Below are 12,771 nucleotides of genomic sequence, written 5' to 3' on the forward strand. Positions count from 1 at the left end.
AACCCCCGGCGGAAGCTGGAAGTGGATGGTCCGGCGGTAGCCGGGGGTGGGTGGGAGCGCGCGTAGCGGGCGCGTTGAGGAGCGTAGCGACGAAGGAGCGGCCGCGTAGCACGCGTGGGGCTGTCTGGGGTGGGTGGGAGCGCGCGTAGCGGGCGCGTTGAGGAGCGTAGCGACGAAGGAGCGGCCGCGTAGCACGCGTGGGGCTGTCTGGGGTGGGTGGCGTCAGGCTCGTGGTGACGGGTCGGGGACGTTGAACCAGGACCGCAGGGCCGGGAGCTTGCGGAGAAGTAGTTGGTCGAGGAGCAGGGCGGCCAGCAATGTCATGCCGAAGAGTGGGAGGAAGAGTGCGAGGGCGGCGACGAGGACCGCCAGGCCCGGGGTTGCGCGGAGGGGGAGGCGGCCGCGGGGTGCGCCGAGTGTTTTGCCTTTCGGGCGGCGGCGCCACCACATCAGCGGGCCGGTGACGCACATGAACATCACGCCGAGGCAGAAGGCTGTGGTCAGCCAGAAGTTGACGACGCCCAGTCGCCGGCCTTCGTGCAGAGCGATGCCTTGGGCAACGACCTTCGCCAGCGCCGGGTAGTCGCGGTAGCCGTACGTCGACACCACGCCCCCGCCGTACCGGTCGACGTGCAGCGTGCGTTCCTTGCCGGGGTCGCTGAACGCGTAGCCGATCGCCGAGAACACGCCCTCGTCGCCGCTCGGCAGCGCGATCGTCATCGGGCGTCGCAGCCCGTTGCGTTCGCCGACCGCGATCGCGGTGTCGACCGTGGCCACGGAACGGTTCCGGTTGGCCGGGTCCGAGCGGGGCACTTCGGACTTGCCGAGCGCCCACGGCACCGAGTGACTGTGCGGCAGCGACTCGTCCAGCGTCGACGTCGGGTTCGACAGCGCGCCCGGGTCCTCGGCCCAGAACGACGTCCCCTGATGAGTCGCGAGCTGCTGGGTCTTCGCGCCCCAGAACCCGGTCCACGGCAGGCCGGACACGACCAGGAACAACAGCCCGAGACCGAGAACCGCTCCCGTCCGGCCGTGCCGCGACCGCAGGACCGCGCCGGCCGCACCAGCCGCTCGCCGACGCGCTCGCGCGACCCTGCCGCGAACGAAAAGGTAGTAGCCGGTCAACGCCATCACGATCGCCCAGCAGGCGGCGATCTCGATCACGGAGTCTCCCCACCGGCCGGCCATCAGTTCGCCGTGCAGCAGGATGGCGGCGCCGGACAACGTGCGGTCCGGGTCGAGCGAGCCCAGCACCTTGCCCTCGTACGGGTCGACGAACACGTCCCGCGAGCCGGCGGCGGTGTCGACGGAGAAAACCGTCGAGCGATTCGGCGCGGACGGCTCGGTCATCGACACCACGGTCGCGTCGGGGAAGGCGCGTCGTACTTCGTCCAGCTGGGTCTCGTACGGCTGCGCGACCAGACCGGCCGGCTGGTCGACCTTCATCAGGTCGGCGTGCAGCATCGGCTCGAGCTGGAACCGGAAGAGGTAGATCAACCCGGTCGCGGCCAGGACCAGCAGGACCGGGATGACCAGGAAGCTCGCGTAGAAGTGCCACCGCCAGAACGCCCTGAACAGCCCGGTCCCCCGCGGGCTGCCGCCGGTCCGTTTCGCCGGGGCCTCCAGCTCCTGTACTGCGCTCACGTCCACTCCTTCTCCGCACGGTCCGGAACAGGAGTCGGATCGCCGGTCCGCCCGGTTCCTTCCGTCGCATGTGGCGTGGGACACACGGTTGGACGGGATGCGACGATGGGTGCGCCATGCAGGAGAGCCTGGGGTTCCGAGCCGCACGGGCCGCGATGTTCGCGGCCACCTGCGTGCTGCTCGCCGCCCTCGGTCACGTCGTGATGTCCGGTACGCCGGTCCCGTGGTGGGCAATGGTCGCGGGCGCGGCGTCGATCGGGACCGCCGCGTGGATCGTGGCCGACGGCGAACGCGACGTACCGTTCGTCGTCCTTGCCACGCTGGTCGCCCAGGCCGCGCTGCACACCGTGTTCACCCTGGCGCAGTCGATGGCCGCACCGCCCGCGCTGCACGACCACATGCCAGGCGACACGACGGGCCACATGACGGGCCACATGACGGGGACGTCGTCGCTCGGCATGCTCGCGGCCCACCTGCTCGCGGCGTTCCTGTGCGGCCTGTGGCTCGCGTACGGCGAGCGGGCCGCGTTCGCCGTCCTGCGATCCGTCGCCGGCCTGGTCCTGCTGCCGTTGCGCCTGCTCGCGTCACCACAGATCACCGCGCACCGGCCGCGGATCCAGGCCGTCCACTCCCCCACGCCGTACACCGACCTGCTGCTCGGTCATGCCATCACTTCGAGAGGTCCACCCCGCGGAACCGCTGCCTTCTGACAGCACGACCCATCCGGGCAGGTACTGCCCGGCCCTCCGCTCACCGGCGACGCGCGATGCCGCGCGCCGCCGGATCCTGGACTCCCGAAGGACTCAAGCCATGGCTTCTGCCTTGCTCGACGAAACCTCGACCGAACTGGCCCTCGCGGCCCGCGACGGCGACCTCGTTGCCCTCGACAACTTCATCCGCGCGCTGCACCGCGACGTCCGCCGCTACGTCGCACACCTGAGCGCCGACCCGCACGCGGCCGACGACCTCACCCAGGAGACGTTCCTGCGGGCGTTGCAGAGTCTGCACCGCTTCGAGGGACGCTCGTCGGCGCGGACGTGGTTGCTGTCCATCGCCCGGCGGACCGTCGCCGACGACCTGCGCCGCAAGGCCGCCCGGCCGCGGATCTCCCGGTACGACTGGCAGCTCGCCGCCGAGCAGACCCAGCCGCGGGACCTCCCGGGCTTCGACGACGGCATCGCGCTGACCGAGCTGCTCGACAAGATCCCCGGCGACCGCCGCGAGGTCTTCGTCCTCACCCAGCTCGCCGGCGTCCCGTACGCCCAGACCGCCGCCCACCTCGGCTGCCCGGTCGGTACCGTCCGATCCCGGGTGGCCCGGGCCCGCACGAGTCTCGCCACCCTGCTCACCACCTGATCCCGGTCAGGCCGGGCAGCGGGTATTGCGGGACGGGACCGCCAGGGAGGCCAGGTAATCGGTGACGAGCCGGGTGATGCACTCGTTGCGCCCGACAGCACCGTGGCCCTGGCCTTCCCAGGTCAGCAGTTGCGCAGTACCCAGGCTGGCCGCCATGTCCACCGCTCCGCTGTACGGCGTGGCCGGGTCGTGACGGGTGCCGATCACGAGGATCGGGTGTTCGGTGGCTGCGACCGGCGGCTGCAGGGTGTGCCGGTCCGGCTCCCAGAACGTGCACCCGAACAAGAACCATGACAGCCACACCCCGAACAGCGGGTACCGCTGGGCGAAGCGCGCGCCGGCCGCCTTGATCTCGGTCTCGGTCGGCCCGGGCGCGCTGTCGTTGCAGTTGATCACGAGCTGCGCGTCCGCGGCATCATCCCCGCTGCGGGCCGCGTCGGCCAGGTCCCGCAGCGTGCCCGAGTCGCCGGCCGTGGCCTCTGCCAGCCCGTCGGCGAGATCCGGCCAGCGCGCGTCGTCGTACAGCGCGCCGACCACCGCGTCGAGCACATCGGTGCCGTACGTCGGTTCGTCGTCGCCCGGCCTCCCGCTCGGGATGGGCGACTTCTCCGCCCTGCGGACCAGGCCGGTGACGAAGCCGCGGGTGGCGCCGAGGGCACTGCACCTTTCCTGCGTCGCGCACCAGGCGGCGAACTCGTCGAAGGCGTCCTCGAAGCCCGCGACCTGACGCTCGACGGTCTGGATCCAGGTCGTCCGTGGGTTGCTCGGGGCATCGAGTACGGCCGCGCGCACCTTGTCCGGGTACAGGCGGGCGTACTCCGCGCCGAGCTTGGCTCCGTAGGACCAGCCCAGGTACGTCAACGCCGGCCGGTCGAGCGCCGAGCGAATGCGGTCGATGTCGACCGCGGTCGCGGTCGTGCTGAACAGCGCCGCCTTGGACCCCAGTGCCGTCGCGCATTCGGCGGTCCTCGCGCGCATCGTGTCCGCGGCTCGGCTGTAACCCGCGGGAGTCAGGAGATCCGGTAACCCGGGCGGGTCCGAATCCTTGTGCCCACACCGGATCTGCTGCGAATGGCCGACGCCGCGGGGATCGAAGCCGATCAGGTCGAACCGATCCAGCAGCGCCTCCGGTAGCAGCCCGGCCGCGACCACGGCGTACTCCACCCCGGACTGACCGGGACCGCCGGCGATCAGCAGCAGCGGCTCCTTCTCGGCACCGCCCGACTGGTGGACCCGGATGAGCTGGACCGCGAGCGTTCCGGCCTCCGGGTGGGCGGGATCGAGGTCGACGTCCACCGCGCCGCAGCGGAATTCGAGCCGGGCAGACCGCTGCGCAGGCAGATTCGCTGCGTGTACGTCGGTGACGCCCGCGCAGTCCCCCCACTCGATGGACGCCGTCTCGTGCGGCCGGGAAGACGTACACGAGGTCAGTCCAAGGACCGCGGCCACCAGCACCGCGGCCGCACCCGACGGACGCACATCCTCAGTAAAGCAGCGGGTCTGGGCGACCGGAATCGCCCAGACCCGCCCGCATCACGTCGCGTCGGGCTGCACGGCCGCCTTGGCCTTGCGCGCTCTCGGCTTGCGACCGGCCGGATGCGAACCGTTGCCGTTGCCGCTTCCGTTGCCGTTGATGGTCCCGTTGGCGCCGGGTTCGGCGGCGAACGGGACGAACGGCATGGTCAGCGGGAGCGCCGCGAGCCGCATCAGCAGCAGGACGTTGTCGTCACCGGCGGTCTTGTTGAGCCGGAGCCGGCCGCAGTTGGTGCACCGGTGGACGAGGACCCAGCGGCCCTCGCCGCGGACCGTGACCGCGATCGGCTCCATGCCGCCGGCACAGTCCGCCTTGCGATCGCCCGGCACGTTGCGGTCGAGGTGCCGCGACCACAGACAGCTCGGGCAGTGATTGCGATGGGTGGTTCCGGGGGCGTCGAGGGAGACCTCTACGCCGCAATGTTCACAGCTGAACGAACGTGCGAATACCAAACCGAAAGACCTTTCAGAGCAAAGCTACGGGACAGGACAGACATGGCCTTCCTCCTTCCGGTCCGCGCCGGCCGGTCCGGCGCACGTCCTGACAGCAGACCAGCCCGTCACCGGCACCGTCAATCGAATAACAGCCCGGTCGCGGCGGCTTGACCTTGACGCAGGGTCAACCCTGCACGCTGCCGGTATGACAGTGACATCGACCGTCGATCCTGCGATCCACGTGCAGGGTCTGCAGAAGTCGTACGGACAGAAACCGGTGCTTCGCGGCGTGGATCTCGACGTAGCGCCCGGCAGCATCTTCGCCCTGCTCGGCTCCAACGGGGCAGGCAAGACCACCACGATCAGGATCCTCTCGACCCTCCTCACGGCCGACGCGGGCACGGCCGTCGTCAACGGGTTCGACGTCGCCACACAGGCGGCCGACGTCCGCCGATCGATCAGCCTCACCGGGCAGTTCGCGGCCGTCGACGAGATCCTCACCGGCCGGGAGAATCTCGTCCTGGTCGCGAAGCTGCGGCACGTCCCGGACCCCGGCGCGGTCGCCGACGAGTTGCTCCGCCGCTTCGCGCTCACCGATGCGGCCGCGCAGCGCGTGGCGACGTACTCGGGCGGGATGCGCCGCCGGCTGGACATCGCGATGAGCCTGATCGGCGACGTACCGGTGATCTTCCTCGACGAGCCGACCGCCGGACTCGATCCGGAGGCGCGGATCGAGGTCTGGAACACGGTCAAGGAGCTGGCCGGCCACGGGACGACGGTGCTGCTCACCACGCAGTACCTCGAAGAGGCCGAACAGCTCGCCGACCGGATCGCGATCCTGCACCAGGGCCGGATCATCGTCGACGGCACCCTCCGCGAGCTGAAGCAGCTCCTGCCGCCCGCCAAGGTCGAGTACGTCGAGAAGCAGCCAACCCTCGAGGAAGTCTTCCTCGCCATCACCAGCAACGAGGCCCAGCGATGAGCACCTATTTCTTCACCGACGTCGGCGCGCTCGCCGGCCGGACGCTGCGCCACATCACCCGCAGCCTGGACACCATCATCACCACGGTGCTGACGCCGATCGCGATGATGGTGATGTTCGTCTACGTGTTCGGCGGCGCGATCGACACCGGGGCCGATGCCTACGTCAACTACCTGCTGCCCGGGATCCTGCTGATCACGGTCGCGTCCGGCGTCGCCTACACCGCGTTCCGGATCTTCATGGACCTGAAGAGCGGGATCTTCGAACGGTTCCAGTCGATGCCGATCATCCGGTCCGGTGTGCTCTGGGCGCATGTCGTCACGTCCCTGGTCGCGAACCTGATCTCGCTCGTGGTCGTCGTCGGGGTCGCGCTGCTGATGGGCTTCCGCTCGGACGCCGGCGTGCTGGACTGGCTCGCGGTCGCCGGCATGCTGTTCCTGTTCACGCTGGCGCTGACCTGGATCGCCGTGATTCCCGGGCTGTCCGCGTCGACGGTCGAGGGTGCGGGCGCGTTCGCGTACCCGCTGATCTTCCTGCCGTTCGTGAGCTCGGCGTTCGTGCCGACGGAGACGATGCCCGGACCGGTGCGATGGTTCGCCGAGCACCAGCCGGTGACGTCGATCGTCGACACGATCCGGCAGCTGTTCGCCGGGCAGCTGGTCGGCGACGACATCTGGACCGCGCTGGCGTGGTGCGTCGGCGTCCTGGTCGTGGCGTACGCGTTCGCGATGGCTGCCTATCGCCGCAAGGTCGCGTGAGGCAGGCTGTAGCGCATGCTCACGATCAGCCAGCTGGCGGCGTACGCCGGGGTGACGGTGCGGGCGGTCCGGCACTACCACAAGATCGGGCTGCTGCCGGAGCCCGACCGGGACCGGTCCGGGTACCGCACGTACAACGCCGCCGCCGTCGTCCGCCTGATCCGGATCCGCACGCTCGCGGACGCCGGCGTACCGCTGGCGCGGGTGCAGGAGCTCCTCGACGCCGCCCCGGAGGACTTCTCCGGCGGCGTCGAGGAGATCGACAAGGAACTACGCGCCGAGGTCCGGCGGTTGCAGGACACCCGCAAACGGCTGGCCCGACTCGCCGCCGGCGACCAGCTGGCCCTGCCGCAGAGCGTCGTCGACTACCTCGACCGGCTGCGCGAGCTCGGTATGAAGGAGCAGTACATCGAGATGGAGCGGGACGCCTGGATCATGGTCGCCGCCCAGGTACCCGAGCTGATCGACGCCGTGATCGCGAAGAAGCACGAGGCGCTGCGACACCCCGAGATGCTGAAGCTCTACCGGATCGTCAACGAGGCCCTCGACTCGCCGCCGGACGACGCGCGGATCGTCGAGGTGGTCGACATCCTGGAGCGCATCATGGTCGCCGCCGTGCACGCCGGAGAGGCCGGCTCATACGGCCTCGACGACAAGCTGGTGACCCTGATGGACACCGCGATCCTCGAGGTCTCCCCCGGCGCCGAACGGGTCCTGGCCCTCCTGGAGGAACGAGGCTGGAAAGGCTGGACCCGCATCGAACGCGTCCCCACCGAAAGACTCGCCGAGCTGACCCTGCGTCCGTCGCACGACGTCGGGCGCGCTGTCGACGAGCAATAGCAACAGAGCACGCCAGGCGAGAGCATTCAGGCGAGGGCGAGGAAGAGTTTCTCCAGCTTGGCCACGTCGACGTCGCTGTCCTCGTCGGTCAGGCAGCGTTGCAGGCCGGTCGCGACGATCGCGTAGCCGGCGCGGGACAGCGCCTTGTTGACGGCGGCGAGCTGGGTGAGCACCGCCTCGCAGTCCGCCCCCTCCTCCATCATCCGGATCACGCTGCCCAGGTGTCCCTGGGCGCGCTTCATCCGCGCGATGACGGGTTTGATCTCGGCGGTCTCGAGCTCCATCGGTGCTCCTTCTCCCAGGGTGGAAGGCTCAGTCTACATCCCCCCGGGGGGATATGTTACGGTGACGAGAGATCCCCCTAGGGGGATACGGTTCGACGTTTCCACGAGCCGGGAGAGGACCCTCGATGCGAGACACCGGCACCGACCAGCACCACGCCGTACCGCGGTCCGGCGTGACCGTTCGCGTGATCGACACGCCGTCACTGGGTGACCGCAGCTACCTGGTTCACGACGGCGCGGTGGCGTTCGTCGTCGACCCGCAGCGCGACCTCGACCGCGTCCTCGAGCTGCTCGACGCGGACGGTGTCCGGCTGACGCACGTCTTCGAGACACACATCCACAACGACTACGTCACCGGCGGCTTCGCGCTGGCGCGGGCGACCGGGGCGGCGTACCTGGTCAACGCCGACGACCGGGTCGGCTTCGACCGTACGCCGATCCGCGACGGCGACACGATCGACGTCGGCGACCGGATGCGGGTGCGGGCGATCCACACGCCGGGGCACACGTTCACCCACCTGTCGTACGCGCTCAGCGACCGCGACGAGCCGGTCGCCGTCTTCACCGGCGGCTCGTTGCTGTACGGCGCGACCGGGCGTCCCGACCTGCTCGGTCCGGAGCACACCGACGCGCTGGTCCGCCACCAGCACTCGTCGGCCCACAGGCTTGCCGGCGAGCTGCCCGACTCGACGGGCGTCTACCCGACCCATGGGTTCGGTTCGTTCTGCTCCGCGACGCAGTCCGAGGCGACCGAATCCACCATCGGGCAGGAGAAGCGCTCCAACCCCGCCCTGACCCAGGACGAAGAGGACTACGTCCGCGACCTGCTGGCCGGCCTCGGTGCCTGGCCGGCGTACTACGTGCACATGGCGCCCGCCAACTCTGCCGGCCCCGACGCGCCCGATCTGTCGCTGCCCGTGCGGGCGGATGCCGCGGAGCTGCGGCGCCGGATCGAAGCCGGCGAGTGGGTCGTCGACCTGCGGACCCGGACCGCCTTCGCGGCCGGGCACGCGCCCGGCACGCTGAACTTCGGGCTCGACGGCTCGTTCTCGACGTACCTCGGCTGGCTGATCGAGTGGGGCACTCCCCTGACCCTGCTCGGCGAGACCGCCGACGACGTCGCCCGGGCGCAGCGGGAGCTGGTCCGGATCGGCATCGACCGTCCCGCGGCGCACGCGACCGGAGGTCCGCGGGACTGGACCTCCGAGGTGCCGGTGTCGTTCCCGACGGCGACCTTCGCCGACCTCGAGCAGGTCCGGCACCATCGCGACGTCGTCGTGCTGGACGTCCGGCGCGCGGAGGAGCACCGGGCCGCGCGGATCGAGGACGCGGTGAACATCCCGATCCACGAACTGCCCGGCCGGATCGCCGAGGTCCCGCCCGGCGAGGTGTGGGTGCACTGCGCGGCCGGCTACCGCGCCTCCATCGCCGCCTCTTTCCTGGACGCGACGGGCCGCCGGCCCGTCGCCGTCGACGACCAGTTCGAGAACGCCAGGAAGGCCGGACTGCACCTCGTCGGACCCGACGCCTGACACCCTGCCCCATCCGAATCCCCGAATCACCCCGAAGGAGAACCCATGTGCCGACCCGTCAGCTGCAAGACCTGCGCCAAGACGACCTGGGCAGGCTGCGGCCAGCACGTCGCCCAGGTCAAGGCGATGGTCCCCGCCGACCAGTGGTGCCCCGGCCACCCCAAGGCCGAGCGCACCGGCGGCAGCTGGCTCGACAGACTCCTCGGCCGCTGACCAGGTCGTCGTACCCCGGCCTGGCGGGACCTCTCGCCCTACTGGTTCCGGGCGGTGCGAGCGACGCTGGGCGCAAGATCTGGTGGATGAGGAAGGTGAGGGCGATGCTGATCCGGGAGCTGATGACCAAAGACGTCATCGCAGTGGCGCCGGAGACTCCGATCGCGTCGGCGCTGCAGCTGATGGACGAGGCGAAGATCACCTCGCTGCCGGTGCTCGACCGGCACGGCGCACTGCTCGGGATCGTGAGCGAGGCCGACCTGGTCGAGGAGGAGAACCTGATCAGCGACCGCGTCCCGGTCACCGTCGTCCGGGTCCCCGGTCCGACGCCGCCGCGCCGGGTCGCCGAGGTGATGACGTACCTGGTCGTGACGGTGCGGCCGGACGAGGAGCTGGAGGCGGCGATCGACCTGATGCGCTCGACCATGGTCAAGAGCCTGCCCGTCGTCGAACACGACAGGGTGGTCGGGATGATCAGCCGCAGCGACGTGATCCACCTGCTCGCCAACCGTGACCGCCGCATCCAGACCGAGGTGACCGAGCTCCTCCAGCCGGAGAGCCCGGACTGGCAGGTCCAGGTCCAGGACGGCATCGTCACCGTCATCGGCCCCACCGACCCCCGCGAACGCCACCTCGCGGAAGTCCTCGCCGGCACGGTCCGCGGCGTCATCGGCGTCCAGATCAGCCGCCTCAGCACGCTCTGACGGCAACGGCCCGAGTCAGAGGATCCGCGCGACGCCTGGCACCTCCGTGACCAGGAGCCAGGCGACGCCGAACGACGCGCCGATGCCGCCGACAGCGACGATCAGCGCCTTGGCCTCAGCAGGGAGATCGACGGGTCGCAGCGCCACGGCGAGCGCGACCAGAAACACGGTCTGGAGCACGAAGGCCGCATAGGCGCTCCGGCTCGCCGCGGGTCCCCACCGGTACTGCCGGGCCAGCCGGTGCTGCGCCACGCTCAACAGCCACACTGAACCGAAGACGGTCAGCATCGCCTCGACGACCGCGAACGCTCCCGCAAGCCAGTGCAGGCCTCCGAGCGCGTCGTCGACCGCGTCCAGCGCGCCGGCGAGGAACAGCAGCGCCGCCATCGCGACAACCGCGAACAGCGTCACCGCTCGGCAACGGTGGGAGATGTCGGACGGCACGGCCAACTGCCAGCCCTGCCGGCAGCCGACGACTCCCAGCGCGAACACCGCGATACAAGCGGGCCATTCCCACAGGTTCAGGTCCGAGAACCCGCTCTCCGAGCCGTACGGGTAGACCAGCCGGATGGCGAACGACGCCGGAGCGACCACGAGCGCGGTCAGCACCAGAGTCTTCAGCGTTATCGGCCGTACGGCGTGATGCGCTCTCCTCCCGCGGCGCCACCCGGCGTACCCGAGCGAGTAGATCAGCAGCACCCCGACGAACCACAAGGGCCCGGTGTCGAGCTGCCGCTCCGCCCCTAGGTACTCGTCCCAGTAGGAACCTGGCGCGTGGCCCAACGGGTGCGCGACCGCGTACACCAGCGTCGGCTGCACCACGAACACGTAGACCGCGAACGGTACGCCGAGGCGCAGCAGCCGGTCGGTGACGAACCGGCGCGCGCCCTTGCGGTCGTACGACGCCGGTGTCAGCAGCCCGGCCACGAGGAAGAGCAGCGCGATCACGAAGAAACCGAAGGGCCCCACAAGCACGATCAGGACCGTCTCCACGACCGGGTTGAGCGTCACCTCACGCAACTCGGAGTACGTCCACGCCTCGACGATGCCGGCATACCCGAGGATCGCGTGCAGCGCGATGATCGCGGCGATCAGGACGACCTTGAGGTTGTCCAGGTACGTGAGGCGCGTCGAGGCCCGATGGTCGAGCACCTCCTCAGTGCGGCCTCTCGGGCTGGTGGACGATTGCTGCTGGGCAGGGTGCGTGCTGCAGGACTCCGTGGGCGGTTCCGCTCAGGACGGTTGATGCGACCCGGCCGTGGGGGTGGCCGCCGACGACCAGTAGCTGGGCGTTCACCTCGATCGCCGCGGCGGTCAGGGCCGCGACCGGGTGACCGCGTCTGAGCTCGGGGCGGAACGTGGTGCCGGGGTGCTCGTCGCGGCATCGGCCGAGGATCTCGTCCAGCCTGCGCCGGGCGTCCTCGACAGCTTCGTCGTGCGTGATCGTCTTGCAGACGTGCACCAGCTGGATCGACGCATCGCGTTCAGCGGCGAACCGCGCGGCGAAGTCGACCGCCGCTGCCCAGCGGTCGGGCCGGTCGACGCCGACCACGACCGGTGCCTGCGGGTCGCCGGGCCGCCACCTCGGCGGTACGACGACCACCGCGGTCCGGGATTCGTGCGCCGCGGCCTCGGCCGTCGACCCGATGAGCAACCGGCCGAGGACGCTGCGGCCCTGCCGCCCGACCACGAGCATCCGGTCGCCGCCGGTGGCGCCCGCCAACGTATGTGCCGGCGGACCGCATAACACCAGGCCCGTGTGCAGTCCCGGACGGTCGTGATGATCGAGGTACGCGCAGACCTCGCCGACCAGAGCCCTGGCCGCGGCGTCGGCGCCGGGGAAGTTGAAGTACGCACCCAGCGGCGGCCGGTCGTCGATCACGTGCACCGCCCGGATCGGGGCCGCGGTCAGCTCCGACTCGTGCAACGCCCAATCGACGGCGCCGTTGCCTGCCCAGCTCCCGTCCACGCCGACCGCGATCGTGGACCGGCGTTTCATGATGCGACGGCCTCCGCTTGCTGATGGAGCAGACCGATCACGTTGCCGTCGGGATCCGCGAACAGCGCGAACTCGCCGACGCCCGGGATCATCGTGGGCGTGACCACCGTCTTCGCGCCGAGCGCGGCAGCGCGGTCGAGCATCGCCCGCAGGTCGTCGACCGCGACGTACACGGTCACGTACGGCTGCATCTCGCCGCTGGTCTGCAACAGGCCCCCGCCAAGACCACCGCTGGTACCTGCCGGCACCAGTGCGTACTCCGGTCCGGCCGGCTGCGGGTTCCAGCCGAACAGCTCGCCGTAAAAGGACGTCATCCGCGTGAGATCGCGACCACCGATCTCGAAGTGAATCACCGGGTTCGCCATCGAAACCCACCCCCAATACCGCGGGACCGAGCGGGCGCCGCGCGACCGGTGAGGTGACGGTCGCCCAGCGCCCGGCGGCTGGAGCAGCGCGCCCCTGACCCCGCGCTCCGGCATCTCGTTCGATGC

Annotated in this window: 15 protein-coding genes; 8 read left to right on the forward strand and 7 right to left on the reverse strand. The window is 70.3% G+C overall.

The window, feature by feature from the left end; translation table 11 throughout:
* Positions 1-222 precede the first annotated feature (222 nt).
* Entirely contained in the window at positions 223-1,644 is a 1,422-nt protein-coding gene (locus tag ABZW60_RS27520; RefSeq protein ID WP_355481524.1) for a PepSY domain-containing protein, read from the reverse strand.
* A 116-nt stretch (positions 1,645-1,760) separates the two neighbouring features.
* Between ABZW60_RS27520 and ABZW60_RS27525 the strand changes: the two genes are divergently transcribed.
* Together ABZW60_RS27525 and ABZW60_RS27530 are read left to right on the forward strand one after the other, a co-directional pair.
* Positions 1,761-2,354 (forward strand): hypothetical protein, encoded by a 594-nt coding sequence (locus ABZW60_RS27525; protein WP_355481526.1) that lies wholly within the window; start codon positions 1,761-1,763, stop codon positions 2,352-2,354.
* A gap of 100 nt (positions 2,355-2,454) precedes the next feature.
* Complete coding sequence (locus ABZW60_RS27530; protein WP_355481528.1) at positions 2,455-3,000, forward strand: sigma-70 family RNA polymerase sigma factor; 546 nt, start codon at positions 2,455-2,457, stop codon at positions 2,998-3,000.
* Positions 3,001-3,006: 6 nt separating this feature from the next.
* Here the strand turns inward: ABZW60_RS27530 and ABZW60_RS27535 are convergent, their stop codons facing one another.
* Both ABZW60_RS27535 and ABZW60_RS27540 read right to left on the reverse strand, forming a co-directional pair.
* Positions 3,007-4,479: an alpha/beta hydrolase gene (locus ABZW60_RS27535; RefSeq protein WP_355481531.1), complete on the reverse strand. Its 1,473-nt coding sequence runs from the start codon at positions 4,477-4,479 to the stop codon at positions 3,007-3,009.
* 54 nt (positions 4,480-4,533) lie between these two features.
* Positions 4,534-4,986, reverse strand: coding sequence for an RNHCP domain-containing protein (locus ABZW60_RS27540; RefSeq protein WP_355481533.1), 453 nt, complete (start codon positions 4,984-4,986; stop codon positions 4,534-4,536).
* A gap of 187 nt (positions 4,987-5,173) precedes the next feature.
* Here ABZW60_RS27540 and ABZW60_RS27545 point away from each other — a divergent pair, with 187 nt between their 5' ends.
* The 3 genes from ABZW60_RS27545 to ABZW60_RS27555 are packed head-to-tail and all read left to right on the forward strand — an operon-like array spanning position 5,174 to position 7,548.
* Positions 5,174-5,950, forward strand: a complete 777-nt coding sequence (locus ABZW60_RS27545) for an ATP-binding cassette domain-containing protein (protein ID WP_355481535.1) — start codon at positions 5,174-5,176, stop codon at positions 5,948-5,950.
* On the forward strand, positions 5,947-6,708 hold the full coding sequence (locus ABZW60_RS27550) for an ABC transporter permease (protein WP_355481537.1): 762 nt from the start codon (positions 5,947-5,949) through the stop codon (positions 6,706-6,708). The genes ABZW60_RS27545 and ABZW60_RS27550 overlap by 4 nt, the downstream gene beginning before the upstream one ends.
* A gap of 15 nt (positions 6,709-6,723) precedes the next feature.
* Positions 6,724-7,548: a MerR family transcriptional regulator gene (locus ABZW60_RS27555; protein ID WP_355481538.1), complete on the forward strand. Its 825-nt coding sequence runs from the start codon at positions 6,724-6,726 to the stop codon at positions 7,546-7,548.
* 26 nt (positions 7,549-7,574) lie between these two features.
* On the opposite strand, the gene ABZW60_RS27560 is transcribed toward ABZW60_RS27555, so the two are convergent.
* Positions 7,575-7,832, reverse strand: a complete 258-nt coding sequence (locus tag ABZW60_RS27560; protein WP_355481540.1) for a metal-sensitive transcriptional regulator — start codon at positions 7,830-7,832, stop codon at positions 7,575-7,577.
* Between the two features lie 125 nt (positions 7,833-7,957).
* Between ABZW60_RS27560 and ABZW60_RS27565 the strand changes: the two genes are divergently transcribed.
* From ABZW60_RS27565 to ABZW60_RS27575, 3 genes are all read left to right on the forward strand, one after another.
* On the forward strand, positions 7,958-9,364 hold the full coding sequence (locus tag ABZW60_RS27565) for an MBL fold metallo-hydrolase (RefSeq protein WP_355481542.1): 1,407 nt from the start codon (positions 7,958-7,960) through the stop codon (positions 9,362-9,364).
* Between the two features lie 45 nt (positions 9,365-9,409).
* Positions 9,410-9,577: a hypothetical protein gene (locus ABZW60_RS27570; RefSeq protein WP_355481544.1), complete on the forward strand. Its 168-nt coding sequence runs from the start codon at positions 9,410-9,412 to the stop codon at positions 9,575-9,577.
* 86 nt (positions 9,578-9,663) lie between these two features.
* On the forward strand, positions 9,664-10,281 hold the full coding sequence (locus ABZW60_RS27575) for a CBS domain-containing protein (protein ID WP_355481546.1): 618 nt from the start codon (positions 9,664-9,666) through the stop codon (positions 10,279-10,281).
* Positions 10,282-10,296: 15 nt separating this feature from the next.
* Here the strand turns inward: ABZW60_RS27575 and ABZW60_RS27580 are convergent, their stop codons facing one another.
* From ABZW60_RS27580 to ABZW60_RS27590, 3 genes are read right to left on the reverse strand one after another with little or no spacing between them, the layout of a single operon-like run.
* Entirely contained in the window at positions 10,297-11,433 is a 1,137-nt protein-coding gene (locus ABZW60_RS27580; RefSeq protein WP_355481548.1) for an acyltransferase, read from the reverse strand.
* Positions 11,434-11,437: 4 nt separating this feature from the next.
* Positions 11,438-12,280 carry a universal stress protein gene (locus ABZW60_RS27585; protein ID WP_355481549.1) on the reverse strand — a complete coding sequence of 281 codons (843 nt, stop codon included), beginning with the start codon at positions 12,278-12,280 and terminating at the stop codon, positions 11,438-11,440.
* Positions 12,277-12,645, reverse strand: coding sequence for a VOC family protein (locus ABZW60_RS27590; protein ID WP_355481550.1), 369 nt, complete (start codon positions 12,643-12,645; stop codon positions 12,277-12,279). Before ABZW60_RS27590 ends, ABZW60_RS27585 begins: the two co-directional genes overlap by 4 nt.
* Positions 12,646-12,771 lie beyond the last annotated feature (126 nt).

Origin of the sequence: Kribbella sp. NPDC003557, assembly GCF_040610805.1 — a bacterium.
Lineage (GTDB): Bacteria > Actinomycetota > Actinomycetes > Propionibacteriales > Kribbellaceae > Kribbella.

Bases quoted from the DNA above. Each gene is read 5' to 3' on its own strand.
- ABZW60_RS27565 (WP_355481542.1), top strand. From the start codon at position 7,958: ATGCGAGACACCGGCACCGACCAGCACCACGCCGTACCGCGGTCCGGC.
- ABZW60_RS27555 (WP_355481538.1), top strand. From the start codon at position 6,724: ATGCTCACGATCAGCCAGCTGGCGGCGTACGCCGGGGTGACGGTGCGG.
- ABZW60_RS27590 (WP_355481550.1), bottom strand. From the start codon at position 12,645: ATGGCGAACCCGGTGATTCACTTCGAGATCGGTGGTCGCGATCTCACG.
- ABZW60_RS27545 (WP_355481535.1), top strand. From the start codon at position 5,174: ATGACAGTGACATCGACCGTCGATCCTGCGATCCACGTGCAGGGTCTG.
- ABZW60_RS27585 (WP_355481549.1), bottom strand. From the start codon at position 12,280: ATGAAACGCCGGTCCACGATCGCGGTCGGCGTGGACGGGAGCTGGGCA.
- ABZW60_RS27560 (WP_355481540.1), bottom strand. From the start codon at position 7,832: ATGGAGCTCGAGACCGCCGAGATCAAACCCGTCATCGCGCGGATGAAG.
- ABZW60_RS27525 (WP_355481526.1), top strand. From the start codon at position 1,761: ATGCAGGAGAGCCTGGGGTTCCGAGCCGCACGGGCCGCGATGTTCGCG.
- ABZW60_RS27575 (WP_355481546.1), top strand. From the start codon at position 9,664: ATGAGGAAGGTGAGGGCGATGCTGATCCGGGAGCTGATGACCAAAGAC.
- ABZW60_RS27550 (WP_355481537.1), top strand. From the start codon at position 5,947: ATGAGCACCTATTTCTTCACCGACGTCGGCGCGCTCGCCGGCCGGACG.
- ABZW60_RS27570 (WP_355481544.1), top strand. From the start codon at position 9,410: ATGTGCCGACCCGTCAGCTGCAAGACCTGCGCCAAGACGACCTGGGCA.
- ABZW60_RS27530 (WP_355481528.1), top strand. From the start codon at position 2,455: ATGGCTTCTGCCTTGCTCGACGAAACCTCGACCGAACTGGCCCTCGCG.